This is a genomic window from Nonomuraea angiospora (assembly GCF_014873145.1).
Taxonomy (GTDB): domain Bacteria; phylum Actinomycetota; class Actinomycetes; order Streptosporangiales; family Streptosporangiaceae; genus Nonomuraea; species Nonomuraea angiospora.
In genome coordinates, this window is the sequence record NZ_JADBEK010000001.1 from 9,997,402 (window position 1) to 10,014,644 (window position 17,243).

Here is a 17,243-nt window from a genome sequence, read left to right on the forward strand (position 1 = left end):
GCGACGCTAGGCGCCCGGGGCGGTCAGCGGGGTTCGCGGCGGAAGGACTCCAGGGCCAGGAGCGCGACGTGGAGTGACATGCAGGACTCGACGTCGTCGAGGTCGGTGTCGAGGACGCGTTCGAGGCGGCGCAGGCGGTCGTAGAAGGCGGGCCTGGACAGGTGGGCCTTCTGCGCGGCGACCGCTTTGTTGCGCCCCGCGTCGAGGTAGATGCGCAGGATCCGGGTCAGGTCGCCGCCCCGCTGGGCGTCGTGCGCCAGCAGCGGCCCCAGCTCCCGCTCCGCGAACGTCTGCAGCCGGGCGTCGTCGCGCAGCAGGTGCAGCAGCCCCCGCAGGCGCAGGTCGGGCAGCCGGTAGAAGGCGCGCCCGTCCGGCTGGCGGACGGCCACGTCGGCCACCTGCTCGGCCTCCAGGAAGCTGCGCCGTACGTCCCTGATGGACTCCACGACCGAGCCCGCCGCCAGCACGAACGCGAGCCCGCCCGGCCGCCACAGCACGCGCAGCCGCTCGGCGAGCGCGGTCAGCGCGGGCTCGGCCTGGGTGCGGGGCGGGAGGGGCAGCAGGACCCCGACGCGCTCCTGGTCGAGGGCGCCGACGAGGGCGGGCAGGCGGGCGTCGCGGCAGGCGGCGGCGGTGGCCTCGGCCAGCTCGCCGAGCTGGGCCTGGCCGTCGAGCGCCTGGTCGGCCGGCTCGGTGGGCCTGATGACCACGCTGATCAGCTTGCGCCCGGTGAGCGGCACGCCGACGGCCCTGGCGCGGGCGGCGGCCTCGTCGGGGTCGGCGTAGGCGTGGGTCAGGATGCCGGTGATGATCGTGCCGTGGGCCTGGCGTTCGAGGGACTCCTGGTGGCGTTCGAGCAGGCGGCCCAGGGCGAGCGTGGTGGCGGCGCGCTCGGCCAGCACCATGTCGCGCGGCGTCGGCGCCGAGTCGCAGATCAGGATCAGCCGGCCCCAGTCCTGCCCGCGCGCGCCCACCGTGGTGACCACCCATCCGGAGGCGGGGTCGTACGCGGTCCGCTCGGCCGGGGCCACCCCCCTGGACCTGGCCTCCCAGCCGGCCAGCAGCGCGCCCGCGTCGCGGCCGGCGGACTCGCAGGCCAGCACCTGGTGGGCGAGGTTCTCCAGCAGCACGGGCCGGTTGGACAGCCTGGCCACCTGCGCCAGCACCTCGGCGGGCGAGGCGCCCTCGACCGACAGCTCGGTGAAGACCTCGTGGAGCTGCTCGGAGGCGCGCAGCTCCTCCAGCTGGATGTCGATGATCCGCGCGTGCACGGACTCGGTGATCTGCACGAACGGCGTCTCGCGGGCCAGCACGATGAGCGGCAGCCCGTGCTCCTCGGCCCTCTTGACCACGGTGGGCGGCAGCTCCTTGACGAACCTGCGGCCCAGCTCGACGATCAGCCCCGAGGCGCCCACGGAGGCGAGGTCGCCGATGTAGTCGGCGAGCTTCTCCGGGTCTTCCGGCAGCGCCACGCCCGTGGTGAGCACCAGCTCCCCGCCGCGCAGCAGGTGGGCGAGGTCGGCGATCTCGCCGACGTGCACCCACCGGACCCTGGTGTCGAGCCGGTCGGCGCCCGCGACCACGCGCGGGCTGCCCCGGCGTACGGTCTCCAGGGCGAGGACATCGGCGATGGTGGGCAACACGGGGCAGAGCCTAGCCGATCGTTCTGTAAGAACGGCCATGCTCCCATTTACGCTTTGTCACGAGCTGAGGTCCTCCTCCCGGTACTCCTGCCGAGGTTCGCGCACCCGTAGCTCGACCCGGCGGATCTTGCCGGAGATCGTCTTGGGCAGCTCGGCGAACTCCAGCCGCCGCACCCGCTTGTAGGGGGCCAGCTCTCTGCGGCAGTGCTCGAAGATCGAGCGTGCGGTCGCCTCGTCCGGCTCGAACCCGGGCGCGAGCGTCACATAGGCCTTCGGTACGGCCAGGCGTACCGGGTCGGGGGCGGGCACCACGGCGGCCTCGGCCACGGCGGCGTGCTCCAGCAGCACGCTCTCCAGCTCGAACGGCGAGATGCGGTAGTCGGAGGCCTTGAAGACGTCGTCGGTCCTGCCGACGTAGGTGATGTAGCCGTCCTCGTCGCGGGTGGCGACGTCGCCGGTGTGGTAGAAACCGCCCCGCATCGCATCACTCGATCCACCGATATATCCGGACATGAGGCCTATGGGGCGGCGGGCGTCCAGCGGCAGGCAGATCTCACCGTCGTCGCCGGGCCTGCCGCTGACGGGGTCGATCAGCACGACGTCGTAGCCGGGCAGCGGACGCCCCATCGATCCAGGCTTGACCGGCTCGTCCGGCGCGTTCCCGATCTGCGCGGTGGTCTCGGTCTGGCCGTAGCCGTCCCGGATCGTGATGCCCCACGCCTTGGCGACCTGGTCGATGATCTCCGGGTTGAGCGGTTCGCCGGCGGCCACGGCCGTGCGCAGCGGCACCTGCGAGTCATGGTCGCGCTCACTTGGCCCTCGCTGGTCACGCGAGCTACCGCTCTCGGGCCCGAACGTTCGCCGCTTCCACGTCCCGAGGTCCTCCTGGATGAGCATCCGCCACACCGTCGGCGGCGCGCAGAACGTGGTGACCCGCTCGTCCCGCAGCACCTCCAGCAGCGCGGGCGCGGAGAAGCGCCGGTAGTCGTGGATCAGCACGGTGGCGCCCGCGTTCCAGGGGGCGAAGACGTTGCTCCAGGCGTGCTTGGCCCAGCCGGGCGAGGACACGTTGAGGTGCACGTCGCCGGGCCCCAGCCCGATCCAGAACATCGTCGACAGGTGCCCGGCCGGATAGGAGGCGTGCGTGTGCTCGACCAGCTTCGGCTGCGAGGTCGTGCCGGAGGTGAAGTAGAGCAGCAGCGTGTCGTCCGCCCGCGTCGGCGCGTCGGGGACGAAGAGCGGGTCCTCCTCGTACGCCTCGTGGTACGGCAGCCAGTTGTAGGCGTCGCCGACGGCGATCCTCGTGTATTCGCCGGCTCCGAACTTGCCCGCGTCGGCGGCGTCGGCGATCACGTGGGCGACGCCGCCCCTGACGACGCGCTCCGAGATGTCCTTGGCGGTCAGCAGCGTCGTGGCCGGGATGACGACCGCGCCCAGCTTCATCGCGGCCAGCAGCGACTCCCACAGCTCGGCCCGGTTGCCCAGCATGAGCAGGATCCGGTCGCCCCTGCGCACGCCCTGGCGGTGCAGCCAGTTGGCGACCTGGCTGGAGCGGGCGGACAGCTCGGCGAAGGTGTAGCGGGCACTGCTCGCCCCCACGATCTTGAGAGCGACGGCGTCGGGGGTCTCGGCGGCCAGCACCCCGTCGAACCAGTCGAGCGCCCAGTTGAACTCCGCGAGCTCCGGCCAGCGGAAGTCGCGCCGGGCGGTGGCGGCGTCGGCGTGGAGGAGGAAATCGCGGGCGGCACGGAAACCGGTCATGCGACCGCCTTCGTCGGCCGCATGACCGGTGAACCAGCTGTGTTCGACTGGTCGCTCGCTTCGCTCGCTCATGCGGGAATCCTGCTACGCCGCCAGCCGCCGCTCAAGGCCGTCGAGCACCGACATCAGCCCGAAGTCGAAGGCGATCCGGCGGGCGGTCTGCGGATCGTCGTAGGCGCTCATGTCGATACGTTCAAGCATGTCGGGAAAGTCCTTGACCGCCCTGGCGACCATCGCCCGCATCTCGTCGGGGTCGTACTCTTGCTCGCCCATGGTGGAGTTCCAGGCGACCTCGGGGATGGTCATGCCGTAGATGTAGGCGGTGAGCGTGCTGCCGGCGTAGTCGACGTCCATCCCCTCGAACCCGGCCAGCTTGAACATCCGGCGCATCCGGTCGGCGACCTGGATGGCGTTGGGGCCGAGCGCGGGCATGCGGCCGAGGAGGTCGGCCGACCACGGGTGGCGCAGGATCACGGATCTCATGCTGTAGGCCAGGACCGAGGCCGCGTCGCGCCAGCCGACGTCCTCCGGCTCGGGCATGCTCATCTCGCCCCACACCTGGTCGTAGACCAGCTCCAGCAGCTCGTCCTTGTGGGCGACGTACCAGTAGAGGCTGGTGGCGCCCGCGCTCAGCTTGGCGCCCAGCTTGCGCATGCTGAGCCCGCCGAGGCCCTCCGCGTCGAGGATCTCGACCGCGGCGCGAACGATCTCGTCACGGCTGCGCCCCGGGCTCGCGGTCTTGCGCGGCTCGCGAAGCCAGACGGAGGCGAACTGCTTGCCGGTCATCCTCCAAGGATAAAACCACTCGCACGCTGTACGAGAGTTATCGTACGCTGTGCGAGTGGACTCGAACACTGTACGAGACCCCCGCCGCTGGTGGATTCTCGTCGTACTCTGCTTGGCGCTTCTGGTGCTTGTCGTCGACAACACCGTTCTCAACCTCGCCATCCCCTCGCTGAACGAGGAAATGGGCGCGACGCCGTCGGACATCCAATGGATCATCGACGCGTACGTGCTGGCCTACGCCGGTCTGCTGCTCACCTCGGGCAGCCTGTCCGACAAGTACGGCCGCCGCCTGTTCCTGATCGTCGGCCTCGCCTTCTTCGGCGGGGCGTCGCTGCTGGCCGTGCTCGTCACCGAGCCCTGGCAGCTCATCGCCGCCCGCGCGCTGATGGGCATCGGCGGATCGCTGGTCATGCCCTCGACGCTGTCGATCCTGATGACCGTCTTCGACGAGACGGAGCGGCGCAAGGCGATGGCCTCCTGGAGCGCGGTGGCCCTGGTCGGCATGGTGTCGGGCCCCACCCTGGGCGGCCTCATGCTGCAGCACTACTGGTGGGGCTCGGTCTTCCTGGTGAACATCCCCATCGCGGCGATCGCCATCGTGGCCGCCGTCGTGCTCATGCCCGAGAGCCGCAGCAGTGGGCGGAAGATCGACCCGGTGGGCGTGGTGCTGTCGACCGTCGGCCTGACGGCGGCCGTGTACGTCATCATCGAGCGCGAGTGGAACGTGATCGGCATCGCGATCGCGGTCCTCGCCCTCGGCGGCTTCGTGATCTGGGAGCGCAGGCAGGCCGAGCCGATGCTGCCCCTGCACCTGTTCGCCAACCGCGCCTTCAGCGGCGCGTCGTTCTCGATCCTGCTCATGGCCTTCGGCGCGGGCGCCGTGATGCTCATGCTGACCCAGTACCTGCAGTTCGTGCTGGGCTACAAGGAGATGCAGGCCGGTCTGGCCATGCTCCCCTACGGCGTGGCCGCCGCGATCTTCAACGGCGTGGGCGCCGGCCTGGGCAAGAAGCTCAGCAACCGGGTGCTGATCGGGGCCGGCCTGCTGGTGATGGCCTGCGGGTTCGTCGTCATGGCCACGACCACCGGATACCTCCCGCTCCTGACGGGCCTGGTGATCATGGGCATCGGGGGCGGGCTGACCGGGCCGTCCGCGTACTCCTCGCTGATGGGCGCCATCCCCATGGAGCACGCCGGCGTCGGGTCGGCGCTCAATGACACCGTCCAGCAGGTCGGCATGGCGATGAGCATCGCGGTCCTGGGCAGCGTGCTGGCCGGGCAGTACACCTCCCAGATGCCGGCCGACCTGCCCGCCGCCGCCAGGGAGTCGATCGGCGGCGCGCATCTGTCGGGCTTCGCCGAGGCCGGCAACCAGGCGTTCACCTCGGCCATGCACCTGGGCTCGTGGGTCGGGGCCGCGTTCTGCGTGGCCGCCGCGCTGCTCGCGGTGGCCGTGCTGCGGCCGGCCACAGCGGCTCAGGAACCTGTGAAGGTCTAGCGGACACGGGGCTCCCGCATGCTCTCCAGGCTGTCGAGCTTGTGGGTGCGCTCGTCGTGGCCGATCTGCCGGAGCAGGTCGGCCACCGAGCGGTAGCGGCCGTACTCGGCGGCGTACGTGCCGGGGTCGGGCACGAAGTCCAGCTCCGGGTTCTCGGCCACGAACGTCATGTACTCGTGCTCGGCGTGGTCCTCGAACTCCGCGTTCAGCCGGTAGCTCCAATCCGGCCTGACCAGGAACAGCACCCAGGACACGTGGTAGTAGAAGAACGCGATCAGCCAGGGCGCGGCCCGGTGCAGCAGCCAGGTCTGCCGCTGCCCGGTGCGCTGCACCAGGTCCTGCAGGATCAGCAGGTGCCACTGCTCGTTGTCCTGGTCGGCGCGGGCCTCCACGATCCGCTCGAAGATCCGTCTGGCCAGCGCCGAGCGGCCCCGATGATGGTGCACGGCCCAGTAGCCCATCCGCTCCCACGCCTGGTACGGCACGCGGGCGATGATCTCCAGCATGGCGAACTTCGTGTACGAGCCCTCCTTGCCGTACATGAGGTCCACGGGTTTGAACATCATCTTGGCCAGCAGGCTGTACTTCATGCGCGGGGTGTCGAGCGTGTCCTGCTGGGCCCGGCGGAGCTGGTCGCGGTCGAGCTTGGGCGGGCCCGCGGGCGCTTCGGGGCGGTGGTCGACGGTGACGGTCATCTCGATCTCTCCTTCGTTCCGGATGATCCGATGGTGGCCGACCGCCACGGCCCCGGTCGTCGCCCGCCAGTGGTCATTCGCGGTGCCTCCGGCGGCGTAGTGGCCGCGCGCCGCGTACATCGCCAGGCGGACGGGACATCCCCTAGGGGACGTCGAACGCCTCGCCCAGGCGGTCCTGCAGGGCGGCGTGGCGGAACTGGTAGAGGCGGCCCGCCTGGCGCAGCAGGCCGAGGCGGTGCATGTCCGCGAGGAACGCCGCCAACCGCCACGGCAGGAGGCCGGCGAGCGCGAGCTGGACCCTGGCGACGACGAAGGCGGGCCAGGCGACGAGCGTGAGGACGAGGTAACCGCAGACGATCACGGCGATGGGCAGGCCGCCCGTGGCGCCGCCCGCCAGAGCGGAGCCCATCCCGTCCAGGTCCCCGAGGACGAGTCGCTCCGCCAGCCAGCCCTCGGCCGCGCAGCAGGCCAGGAGCGGCCCGGCGCACGCCAGCGTCAGCGTCCGCTGCCACCGCGTGGACGCCAGCGGATGCAGCGGCACCCGCGCGTGCCGTAGCCAGGCGACGGTCGCCGTCCCCAGCAGGGCCGCGACGAGCAGCGGCAGGCCGAAGGCGAGGGCGCGGGCCAGCCCCTCGGCCAGGTCTGGCGGCGGCGCCTCGGCGCCCCACCACCGCCCGAGCAGGCCCGCTGCCCAGATGCCGCAGCCGCCGACGGTCCCGATCCCGGCCCACAGGGCCACGGCGGCCGTGAAGCCGGGCAGGACGAACCTGCGCAGGGTGCCGGCTTCCGGGGCGACGGGCGCGTCGTCGTCGAGCAGGTCCCTGGCGTCCTCCAGCGAGACGTCCCCCAGCTCGGCCCTGAGCATGAGGCCGATCGAGGTGCCCACCAGCAGCCCCAGACCGGCGCCGGCCGCGAGCGCGGATCCCGGCCCGCCGCCCGCGGCCCACCAGCCCGCGCCGCCCGCCACCGCCGCCGTCAGGCCGGAGACCAGCCCCAGACCGGCCGTGATCCGTGGGCGGCCGAGCAGGTCGTGCAGGTCCCACCAGGCGAGATCGCGGGTGCCGCAGGCGCTCAGGTAGCCGGCGAGCAGGGCCAGCCACCGCTGAACCCGGCGCGCCGGCCAGGCCCGCCGGGAGCGGAACGGGCCGCGCGCGGGTTCGGCGGTGGTCACCGCGGGCACCACGTGGTCGAGCAGGTGCAGGCGGGCCGACTCGGCGTCGGCGGCCGCCAGGAGCGGAGCCGGATCGAGGCCGCGATCGATGTAGACGGCGCGGATCAGCCACACCATCAGCGCCGTGTCCAGCGTGCGGTGCAGGACGTCATGCGGGTCGCGCAGGCGGCGCAGCAGCTCCGGCCAGCTCCCGCCGGGCCTGGGCGGCAGGCAGGCCGTGACGTACGCCGTCACTTTCCTGGCGCTGAGCTCCTCCGGCTCGATGACCGCCGCCGCGCTCAGCACGTGGGCGCCGTTCTCCTTCACGGTCTCGCGGAACTCGGAGGTGCGGCAGGTCAGCACGAAGCCGTCCCGGTCGGTCAGCAGGGAGTTGAGCGCGACCACCACCCGGTCGCGCTGCTGGACGGGCAGCTCGTCCAGACCGTCGAGGATGGGCAGCACGTGGCCGCCCTCCACCAGGTCCTTGACGGCCGTGGGGCCGAACTCGTCGGCGTGCAGCTCCGGGTAGTCCTGCGCCAGCCGGCGGGTCAGCCAGGCCCGGAAAGCCTCGGCCTGGCGGTCCCAGCCCGACAGGGTGAGCAGGACGGGCACCGGCTCGGCCGGCTCGCGATCGAGCAGGAGGCGGCGAAGGAGCAGCAGCGCCAGCGTGGTCTTGCCGGTGCCGGCCTCGCCGAGGACGACCAGGCGCGAGCGGCGCAGCTCGCGCAGCACCGCCACCATGGCGCCGACCTGGTCGGTGGCGCCGTCGAAGCGCAGCTGCCCCTTGGCCGTGATGTGCCGGGCGTGGTCCATGAGGTCGCGTCCGCTCAGCCGCCACCGCACCGACAGCGGGTCGGGAGAGAAGAGTCCGCGGATCCTCGCCTCCTCCTCCCACTGCCGCAGCACCCGATCGGCCAGCAGCTGCCGGGCCGCGTCCAGCTGCTCCCGGGTGGACACGGGGAGCGTGGGCGGGCGGCGGGCCCAGCCGACGATCGCCGCCACGGTCGCGGCGGCGCCGATGACCGCCGCCACCCAGCTCGCCGCTTCCAGCCCGTCGGGAGACAGCCAGGCCAGGGCGATGGCCGCGGCGATCGCCGCGATCGCCGCGCCTGCGAGGAGTTTCCGAACCACGCCGACGATCTTGGCCTGTCGCCTGGTCCTTTGGGAAGTCCGGGTAGTTTGCAGGGTGTAAGTGGATTTTTGGCTCCTCCGACAGGTTGTAGTGGGGGCCTGAGAGGAAGAAAAGGGATACTCGGTAACATGTCGGAGCTACTCGCGCGCCACCGGGCAGTCATGCCGAACTGGTTGGCCCTCAACTACAACGACCCCATCGAGATCGTCAGCGGCAAGGGCAACCGTGTCATCGACGCGGACGGCAAGAGCTACCTGGACTTCTTCGCCGGAATCCTGACCAACATGATCGGCTACGACGTGCCCGAGGTGCGCGAGGCCGTCGAGCGCCAGATCGCCACCGGGGTGGTGCACACCAGCACCGTCTACCTGCTGCGCGGCCAGATCGAGCTGGCCGAGAAGATCGCGCGGATCTCCGGCATCCCCGACGCCAAGGTCTTCTTCACCAACTCCGGCACCGAGGCCAACGAGACCGCCCTGCTCCTGGCCACGTACGCGCGCAAGAGCGACCAGGTGCTCGCCATGCGGCAGAGCTACCACGGCCGCAGCTTCGGCACGATCGGCGTCACCTCCAACCGCTCCTGGAAGAACAACTCGCTCTCCCCGCTCAACGTGACCTTCCTGCACGGCGCCGACCGGCATCTCGCGCAGTTCAAGGGCATGTCGGACGCCGAGTACATCCAGGCGTGCGTGGACGACCTGCGCCACGTGCTGGCCACCGCGGTCTCCAACGACGTGGCGGCGCTGATCGCCGAGCCGATCCAGGGCGTGGGCGGGTTCACGATGGCCCCCGACGGGCTGTTCGCCGCGTACAAGGAGGTCCTGGACGAGCAGGGCATCCTGTTCATCTCGGACGAGGTGCAGACCGGCTGGGGCCGTACGGGCAGCTCGTTCTTCGGCATCGGCAACCACGGCGTGACCCCCGACATGATGACCTTCGCCAAGGGGCTGGGCAACGGCTTCGCCGTCGGCGGCGTCGTGGCGCGCGGCGACCTGATGGACGCCCCGCACGCCGTGGGCCTGGCCACGTTCGGCGGCAACCCGATCTCCATGGCCGCCGCCAACGCCACCCTCGACTACGTGCTCGACCACGACCTGCAGGCCAACGCCGCACGCACGGGCGAGATCATCATCAGCGGCCTCAAGGAGGCCGCCAAGCGCCTGCCCGTGGTCAGGAGCGTGCGCGGCAAGGGCCTGATGTTCGCCGTCGAGCTGGAGAGCCCCGCCCAGGCCGCCCGCTTCATGGAGGAGACCAAGAAGGCGGGCCTGCTGGCGGGCAAGGGCGGCCTGTACGGGACCGCCATCCGCATGGCCCCGCCCCTGACCCTCACGGTGGACGAGGCCGTCGAGGGTCTCGGCATCATCGTGACCGCTCTGGAAACCATCAACGCAGAGGCAGCAGCTCAGTGAAGTCCGTCAAGCACTGGATCAACGGAGCGCTCGCGGACGGGGACTCCCGCGCCGCCGAGCTCTTCAACCCCGCGACCGGCGAGGTCAGCGGCCACGTGGCGCTGGCCGCCGCGGCCGACGTGGACGCGGCCGTGGCCGCCGCCGTCGCGGCCTGGCCCGCCTGGCGGGACGCGTCGCTGGTCAAGCGGGCGCAGGTGCTGTTCCGCTTCCGCGAGCTCATGTACGCCCACCGCGACGAGCTGGCCGCGCTGATCTCCGCCGAGCACGGCAAGGTCCACTCCGACGCGCTCGGCGAGGTGGCCCGCGGCCTGGAGGTCGTGGAGTTCGCCTGCGGGATCCCCCACCTGCTCAAGGGCGGCTTCTCCGAGGGCGTCTCGACCAGGGTCGACTCCTACTCGATCCGCCAGCCGCTGGGCGTCGTGGCCGGCATCACGCCGTTCAACTTCCCGGCCATGGTGCCGATGTGGATGTACCCGGTCGCGATCGCGTGCGGGAACGCCTTCGTGCTCAAGCCGTCGGAGAAGGACCCGTCGGCCTCGCTGCTCATGGCGCGGCTCTGGAAGGAGGCCGGGCTGCCCGACGGCGTCTTCAACGTCGTGCAGGGCGACAAGGTCGCCGTGGACCGGCTGCTGGAGCACCCCGACGTGCGCGCCGTGTCGTTCGTCGGCTCCACCCCGATCGCCAGGTACGTCTACGAGACCGGCACCGCGCACGGCAAGCGCGTGCAGGCCCTCGGCGGCGCCAAGAACCACATGCTCGTGCTCCCGGACGCCGACCTCGACCTGGTGGCGGACTCGGCGGTGTCGGCGGGGTTCGGCTCGGCGGGGGAGCGGTGCATGGCGATCTCCGTCGTGCTGGCCGTGGACCCGATCGGCGACGAGCTCGTCGAGAAGATCGTCGAGCGGGTGGACAAGCTGGTGATCGGCCCCGGCGACGACCCGAAGTCCCAGATGGGGCCGCTCGTCACCGAGGCGCACCGCGACAAGGTCGCCTCCTATCTCGACCTCGGCGTCGAGGAGGGCGCGAAGCTGGTCGTGGACGGCCGCGAGTCGGCCGTGCTCGGCGGCGGCAGGGCCGCGCAGACGCCCGGCTTCTGGCTCGGCCCGACCGTGCTGGACCACGTCCGGCCGGGCTCGCAGACGCACACGGACGAGATCTTCGGGCCGGTCCTGTCGATCGTGCGGGTGTCCTCGTACGAGGAGGGCCTGGAGATCATCAACGGCGGCCTGTACGGCAACGGCACCGCGATCTTCACCAACGACGGCGGCGCGGCCCGGCGCTTCCAGAACGAGGTCGAGGTCGGCATGGTCGGCATCAACGTGCCCATCCCGGTGCCGATGGCCTTCTACAGCTTCGGCGGCTGGAAGTCCTCGCTCTTCGGCGACACGCACGTGCACGGCACCGAGGGCGTGCACTTCTACACCCGCGGCAAGGTCGTCACCTCGCGCTGGCTCGACCCCTCGCACGGCGGCGTGAACCTCGGCTTCCCCACGAACAAGTAGGCGTGCCACGCCCGGGGCGGGCGGGACGTGCGTCCCTCCCGCCCCGCTCCCCGGTAAGCTCCAGCACACGGACAAGGGGGGACATCGTGAATCGTCGTCGTGGTTATGCCCTGGCGCTCGCCGCGTCGGCGCTGATCGCCGGCATGGGCGCGGCCCGTCCCACCCCCACGCCTACGCGCACTCCGAGCCCCACCCCCACGCCGAGCGCGACGCAGAGCGACGGCACGCTCCGCATCCTCACCTACCGCGGTTACGCCGAGTACGGCGGCACCAGCCCCAAGGTCAACTGGGTGGGCACGTTCGAGAAGGAGACCGGCTGCCGGATCGCCAAGCTCGACGCCGTGCAGAGCGCGAAGGAGATGGAGGACATGGCCGCGTCCTACGACATCGTCTCCGCCGGGCCCGTGCTCGCCGCCAAGCTGATCGAGGCCAAGCAGGCGCAGCCCATCGACCCGGCCAAGGTGAGCGGCTACGACGACATCGACAAGCGGTTCCGCGACATGTCCACCGTGTCCGGCAAGGTGTACGGGGTGCCCTACCTGTGGGGCTATCACGAGTTCATCTACGACTCGACCAAGGTCAAGGGCGATCTCAAGCAGGCGTTCGCCTCCGACCGGGTGGCGCTCAAGGACAGCCCGCTGACGATCGCCGACGCCGCGCTGGCCGACGGCTCGGCGAAGGATCCGTACGAGCTGACCCAGGGCCAGCTCGACGGCGCGGTGGCGCTGCTCGAGCAGAGCAAGGGGCGCACGTACTGGCGCAGCCCGATCGACCTGGTGCAGGGGTTCGCGACCGGGTCGCTCGACTACGCCCAGGCCACCCCGTACTACCGCCTGCTCCTGCAGAAGGCCGGAAAGCCGGTCAAGGCGCTCCAGACGCCGAAGGCGACCGGGTGGGTGGACTCCTGGATGCTCGGCGCCGGCATCCCCGACACCACCTGCGCCTACCGGTGGCTCAACTGGGTGACCGCGGCCAACGCGCAGCGCGACGCCGCCGCGTGGGTGGGGCTGGCCCCGGCCAACGCCAAGGCGTGCAAGGGGCGGGCCAAGCCGATGTGCGACCTGTACGGGCGGGGCAAGAAACTCGACCGGGTCGCCTTCGCCGTACAGCCTCCGGGGGATTGCCGGGCGGATAGCGGGGAATGCACTGATTACGCCACTTGGGGCAAAAGGTGGACAGCGCTGCTCGCCAAGTGAGCGAGACCGGCGATCGCCGCCTATGACAGTGCCGCGGGCGCGCCCGTTCCCCCTGGGCGCCGCCCGTAAGGGACGCCCCGGGCCTTCCCCCCCGTCCCGGGGCGTCTCGTCAGAGCGTGCCCGCTCAGCGGGACGGGAAGGCCACCACCGTCGACTTGGACGTGGGCAGCAGGGCCTCGGCGCAGTCACCGCAGGCGAGGACCGCCGAGTCGTCGGGCAGGCGCCCCACGCGCACGCGGGGTCGCGGCCATCTCTTGTGACAGACGACGCAGGCGTCGCCCTCGCGCTGGGCCCAGGTCAGGCCTTCAGGGTCGAACGTCAACATACTCCGCGCCGTTCTGGTCGGGCTCCAGCTCATCATGCTTCCCGCAGTCATCGCCCATCCGTATACCGGAACCGTTATAACCCTGACCGTGGCCGTGAGTGTCCTGCTGAGCGTCAAGTCAGGGTGAATTCTCTACCCGAACGATGCCGCTTACACCACAAAATCGGACATCCAGCCTCAAGCCGGATGCCCGATTCATGGGGTTTGTTCTAGAGTTCGGCGATCGCCTTCTCCAGGATGCCGAGGCCCTCCTCAAGCAGGTGCTCGGGGATGACGAGCGGGGGCAGGAAGCGCAGGACGTTTCCGTACGTGCCCGCGGTCAGGACCAGCAGGCCCTCGGCGTGGCAGCGCTTGACGACCTCCTGGACGGCGGTGGGGTTCGGCTCCTTGGTGCCCGGCTCGACCAGCTCGATCGCGATCATCGCGCCCCGGCCGCGGACGTCGCCGATCACGTTGACGCGCTCCTGGAGGGCCTTGAGACGGGGGAGCATGATCTCGCCGATCCGGCGGGCCTTCGCGACGAGGTCCTCCTCCTCGATGGTCTCCAGCACGCCGAGCGCGGCCTCGCAGGCCAGGGGGTTGCCGCCGTACGTGCCGCCGAGGCCGCCGACGTGGACCTTGTCCATGATCTCCGCGCGCCCGGTCACGGCGGCCAGCGGCAGGCCGCCCGCGATGCCCTTGGCCGTGGTGATGATGTCGGGGACGACGCCCTCGTCCTCGCAGGCGAACAGGTCGCCCGTCCTGGCGAAGCCGGTCTGCACCTCGTCGGCCACGAACACGATGCCGTTGGCCTTGCAGAACTCCGCGATGCGCGGCAGGAAGCCCCTGGCCGGCTCGATGAACCCGCCCTCGCCCGCGATCGGCTCGATCACCACGGCGGCCACGTTGCCCGGGCCGATCTGCTTGGTGATCATGTCGATGGCCTGCGCCGCGGCCTCCTCGGCGCAGTTCTCGGGGCCGGAGGGCCAGCGGTACGGGTAGGCCAGCGGCACCCGGTACACCTCCGGCGCGAACGGGCCGAAGCCGTGCTTGTACGGCATGTTCTTGGCCGTCAGCGTCATCGTGAGCAGCGTGCGGCCGTGGTAGCCGTGGTCGAACACGACGACGGCCTGCCTGCCGGTGGCGTGCCTGGCGATCTTGACCGCGTTCTCCACGGCCTCGGCGCCCGAGTTCACCAGGAACGTGCGCTTCTCGTGCTCGCCCGGGGTCAGCTCGTTGAGCTTCTCGCACACCCGGACGTACGACTCGTACGGGGTCACCATGAAACAGGTGTGGGTGAAGTCGGCGACCTGCTTCTGGACGCGTTCGACGACCTTGGGCGCGGCGTTGCCCACGTTGGTCACGGCGATGCCGGAGCCGAAGTCGATCAGCGAGTTCCCGTCGGCGTCCTGCACCACGCCGCCGCCGGCGCGGGTGACGAAGACCGGCAGCGTGGTGCCGATGCCGGGCGGGACGGCGGCCTGCTTGCGGGCCAGCAATTCCTGCGACTTGGGGCCTGGGATCGCGGTCACGACGCGCCGCTCCTGGGGAATGCTCATGGATTCGACGCTACGGCGGGCTCCCACCTGCGCCGATACGTCGATATGTCACACTGAAGGGGGTCGTCTTTGCCGGAATGGACAAATTTCGTATGCCGCCTACGCTCCGGACCGTCGTTCGCCGCATGAGGCTCCGGCCGGTGGCCGGAATCCCCGGCCACGGGGCCCGTGGCGTGCTGGACGCCGCGGTGCGCTGGGTGGCGGTCAGCGAGCTCGCGGACCCGACGCCGTACCTGGAGGGCGGGGAACTCCTCCTCACCACCGGCATGCGGATGGAAGGCGACCAGTCCCAGTATGTCGCCCGCCTCGTGGCCCGCGGCGTCGCCGGGCTGGGCTTCGGGGTCGGCGTCTCGCACGAGGAGGTGCCCCCCGCCCTGGTGACCGCCGCCGAGGAGGCGGGGCTGCCGCTGTTCGAGGTGCCGCGGGAGACCCCGTTCATCGAGATCGGCAAGGGGGTCAGCGAGCTGCTGGCGGCCGAGCAGTACGACGAGATCAGCCGCGCCTTCGCCGCCCAGGGCCGCCTGACGCGGGCTGCGCTGCGGCCGGAGGGCATGCACGCGGTGATCGACCGGCTCGCCAAGGAGGTCGGAGGGTGGGCCGCGCTGCTGGACGAGGCGGGCGAGGTGCGCCACGCCACGCGCGGGGCCGACACGGACGCCGTCGTCTCCGAGCTCTCCCGCCTCCGCCCCGCCCCCCGCCTCCCTGAGCCCCGCCTTCTGGAGCCCGGCCGTCCGGAGCCGGACGCTGTTGAGGAGGGGGGCGTCGGTCACGGCAACGGGCGCGGTGGCGCCCGTAGCGGCGAGCACGGTGGCAGTGGGGTGCGTGGCGGCGGTGGGGCGCTGCCGGCGAGCCTGGCGTTGTCGGGGCCGGGGCAGCACATCGTGGTGCAGCCGCTGGGCGGCGGCGCGCGGCCGCGCGGCTTCTTCGCCGTCGGGGCCGGGCAGCCCTTCTCACCCGTCACCCACACGGTGATCAACGCCGCGGGATCCCTGCTCACCCTGGCGCTGGAGCAGGGCAGGACCCAGCGGGAGGCCGCGCGGCGGGCCCGCTCCGCCGTGCTGGAGCTGCTGCTGTCGGGCGCGCGGGAGCAGGCGGGGGCGGTGCTGGGGCCGCTCGGCGGGCGGCTCCCGGAGGAGCCGCTGGCGGTGCTGGCGGCGGGTGCCGACGCCCTGGAGGCTCTGGAGCCGCTCGCGTTCGCGGCGCTGCTCGCCTCCTCAGGGACCTCCTCGGGGGAGCGGCCGCTGGCCGTCGCCCTCGTGCCCGACACCGTGGCGGAGAAGGTGGCGCTGGAGGCGGACGCGCCGGTGGGCGTGAGCCTGCCGTGCGGTTACGCCCCCGAGGGCCTGAACGGCGCGCTGGACCAGGCGAGGCGCGCCCTGGCGGCGGCACCCGGGAGCGGCCAAGGGCAGGGGAAGGGGCGCGGCCGGGTGGTGACGTTCGGGGAGCTGGCCGGGCAGGGGCTGCTCGGGCTGCTGGACCGGGCCGCCGCCCAGGCGTTCGCCGCCGCGCTGCTGGCCCCGCTCACCGCGTACGGGTCCCGGGCCGACCTGGTCGAGTCGCTACGCGCGTACCTCGACAGCAACGGCCACTGGGACGCGGCGGCGCAGCGGCTCGGCGTGCACCGCCACACCCTGCGCTACCGCATGAAACGCGTCACCGAGCTGCTGGGCCGCGACCTCGACGACCCGGGCGTGCGCGCCGAGCTGTGGCTCGCGCTCGAAGCCACCCGCCGATGAGGCGCTAATCCTGCTTCTCCACCCGGTAGCAGCAGATGGTCGCCGTCGTCACGGCCTCGTAGGTGCGCCCGTCGCGCAGGTGACCGGCGCGTTCCAAGCTGATGGCACCCTGGGCCGCCGACCACAGCGCGTCCGCGATCTTGCGGGGCTGGGTCGGGACCAGGTAGCCGGCGGAGATGCAGTCGGCGATCACCCGGTCGAGGATGTTCAGGGCGGCGCGGGCCAGGGTCCTGGCGCGCTCGCTCGGTTCGAAACCGGGGATCGCCCGCTCGAACATCAGGCTGTAGTAGCCGGGCTCCGACAGGCACGCCTGGCGGTACGCGGGCCCGAGCGCGCTCAGGTGCTCGAACGGGTTGCGCCGCGTCGGCACCGCCTCCAGAAAGCGTCGAAAGCGCTCGAACCCCTCCAGGTACAGCGCCTCCGCCAGCCCCTCCCTGTTGCCGAACATCGTGTAGATGACGGTCGTCGTGCATCCCGCCTCGGCCGCGATCCGGCGCATGGTCAGGCTTTCGGGCCCGTCGCTCTCGAGGAGGTTCACCGCCACGTCGAGGAGGCGGGAGCGGAGCTCGTCGTGGGTGGCGCGCTCACCCAGCAGGTAGGCGCCCTGCAGCCCCAGCGGCGCCGAACTCATGAGGCCTCCTTTGCAGCCAAGGAGCAGCTATGCGTCCTTGTGACCTCACGCTGTTCGGTCACGGGGCCCACGCCTTTCTCAGATCGGGGGCCCGCCGCGCTGGAGACCCGCACCGATGACTTAGCCATGGCGGAGATCGCTCAAACCACTCCGCATGGTAAACATCCCGAATTGGGTCTACTTCTGTTACATCATGGGTATACCAGGGGGCTTGTACTTAACGGTGAGCCCTGGTGGGAGT

General features: G+C 71.4%; 13 protein-coding genes. 5 read left to right on the top strand and 8 right to left on the bottom strand.

Annotated elements, in window-relative coordinates; translation table 11 throughout:
* Positions 1-23: 23 nt before the first annotated feature.
* From H4W80_RS46160 to H4W80_RS46170, 3 genes are all read right to left on the bottom strand, one after another.
* A complete protein-coding gene (locus tag H4W80_RS46160) occupies positions 24-1,643 on the bottom strand; it encodes a PucR family transcriptional regulator (protein WP_192790841.1) in 1,620 nt (539 codons plus the stop codon).
* A 57-nt stretch (positions 1,644-1,700) separates the two neighbouring features.
* Positions 1,701-3,404: an AMP-binding protein gene (locus H4W80_RS46165; RefSeq protein WP_192790842.1), complete on the bottom strand. Its 1,704-nt coding sequence runs from the start codon at positions 3,402-3,404 to the stop codon at positions 1,701-1,703.
* 84 nt (positions 3,405-3,488) lie between these two features.
* Entirely contained in the window at positions 3,489-4,190 is a 702-nt protein-coding gene (locus tag H4W80_RS46170; protein ID WP_192790843.1) for a TetR/AcrR family transcriptional regulator, read from the bottom strand.
* Between the two features lie 112 nt (positions 4,191-4,302).
* On the opposite strand from H4W80_RS46170, the gene H4W80_RS46175 reads away from it, so the two are divergent.
* The gene (locus H4W80_RS46175; RefSeq protein ID WP_225964030.1) at positions 4,303-5,688 is read left to right on the top strand and encodes an MFS transporter; all 1,386 of its coding nucleotides are present in this window, start codon (positions 4,303-4,305) and stop codon (positions 5,686-5,688) included.
* Here the strand turns inward: H4W80_RS46175 and H4W80_RS46180 are convergent.
* Together H4W80_RS46180 and H4W80_RS46185 are read right to left on the bottom strand one after the other, a co-directional pair.
* Positions 5,685-6,383 carry an alternative oxidase gene (locus H4W80_RS46180; RefSeq protein WP_192790845.1) on the bottom strand — a complete coding sequence of 233 codons (699 nt, stop codon included), beginning with the start codon at positions 6,381-6,383 and terminating at the stop codon, positions 5,685-5,687. The two genes, H4W80_RS46175 and H4W80_RS46180, sit on opposite strands and share 4 nt — an antisense overlap.
* 142 nt (positions 6,384-6,525) lie before the next feature.
* Complete coding sequence (locus tag H4W80_RS46185; protein ID WP_192790846.1) at positions 6,526-8,664, bottom strand: NACHT domain-containing protein; 2,139 nt, start codon at positions 8,662-8,664, stop codon at positions 6,526-6,528.
* Positions 8,665-8,793: 129 nt separating this feature from the next.
* Here H4W80_RS46185 and H4W80_RS46190 point away from each other — a divergent pair, with 129 nt between their 5' ends.
* The 3 genes from H4W80_RS46190 to H4W80_RS46200 all read left to right on the top strand — a co-directional run bounded on the left by H4W80_RS46190 (position 8,794) and on the right by H4W80_RS46200 (position 12,772).
* A complete protein-coding gene (locus H4W80_RS46190) occupies positions 8,794-10,074 on the top strand; it encodes an aspartate aminotransferase family protein (RefSeq protein WP_192790847.1) in 1,281 nt (426 codons plus the stop codon).
* On the top strand, positions 10,071-11,576 hold the full coding sequence (locus tag H4W80_RS46195; protein ID WP_192790848.1) for a CoA-acylating methylmalonate-semialdehyde dehydrogenase: 1,506 nt from the start codon (positions 10,071-10,073) through the stop codon (positions 11,574-11,576). The genes H4W80_RS46190 and H4W80_RS46195 overlap by 4 nt, the downstream gene beginning before the upstream one ends.
* Before the next feature lie 86 nt (positions 11,577-11,662).
* Positions 11,663-12,772, top strand: coding sequence for an extracellular solute-binding protein (locus tag H4W80_RS46200; RefSeq protein ID WP_192790849.1), 1,110 nt, complete (start codon positions 11,663-11,665; stop codon positions 12,770-12,772).
* A 124-nt stretch (positions 12,773-12,896) separates the two neighbouring features.
* Here the strand turns inward: H4W80_RS46200 and H4W80_RS46205 are convergent, their stop codons facing one another.
* Together H4W80_RS46205 and gabT are read right to left on the bottom strand one after the other, a co-directional pair.
* On the bottom strand, positions 12,897-13,097 hold the full coding sequence (locus H4W80_RS46205; protein ID WP_192790850.1) for a hypothetical protein: 201 nt from the start codon (positions 13,095-13,097) through the stop codon (positions 12,897-12,899).
* Between the two features lie 209 nt (positions 13,098-13,306).
* Positions 13,307-14,635 (bottom strand): 4-aminobutyrate--2-oxoglutarate transaminase, encoded by a 1,329-nt coding sequence (gene gabT / locus H4W80_RS46210; protein WP_192790851.1) that lies wholly within the window; start codon positions 14,633-14,635, stop codon positions 13,307-13,309.
* Positions 14,636-14,760: 125 nt separating this feature from the next.
* Here gabT and H4W80_RS46215 point away from each other — a divergent pair, with 125 nt between their 5' ends.
* Positions 14,761-16,371 carry a PucR family transcriptional regulator gene (locus H4W80_RS46215; RefSeq protein WP_378525745.1) on the top strand — a complete coding sequence of 537 codons (1,611 nt, stop codon included), beginning with the start codon at positions 14,761-14,763 and terminating at the stop codon, positions 16,369-16,371.
* 4 nt (positions 16,372-16,375) lie between these two features.
* On the opposite strand, the gene H4W80_RS46220 is transcribed toward H4W80_RS46215, so the two are convergent.
* Positions 16,376-17,002 (bottom strand): TetR/AcrR family transcriptional regulator, encoded by a 627-nt coding sequence (locus tag H4W80_RS46220; protein WP_192790853.1) that lies wholly within the window; start codon positions 17,000-17,002, stop codon positions 16,376-16,378.
* Positions 17,003-17,243: the final 241 nt, after the last annotated feature.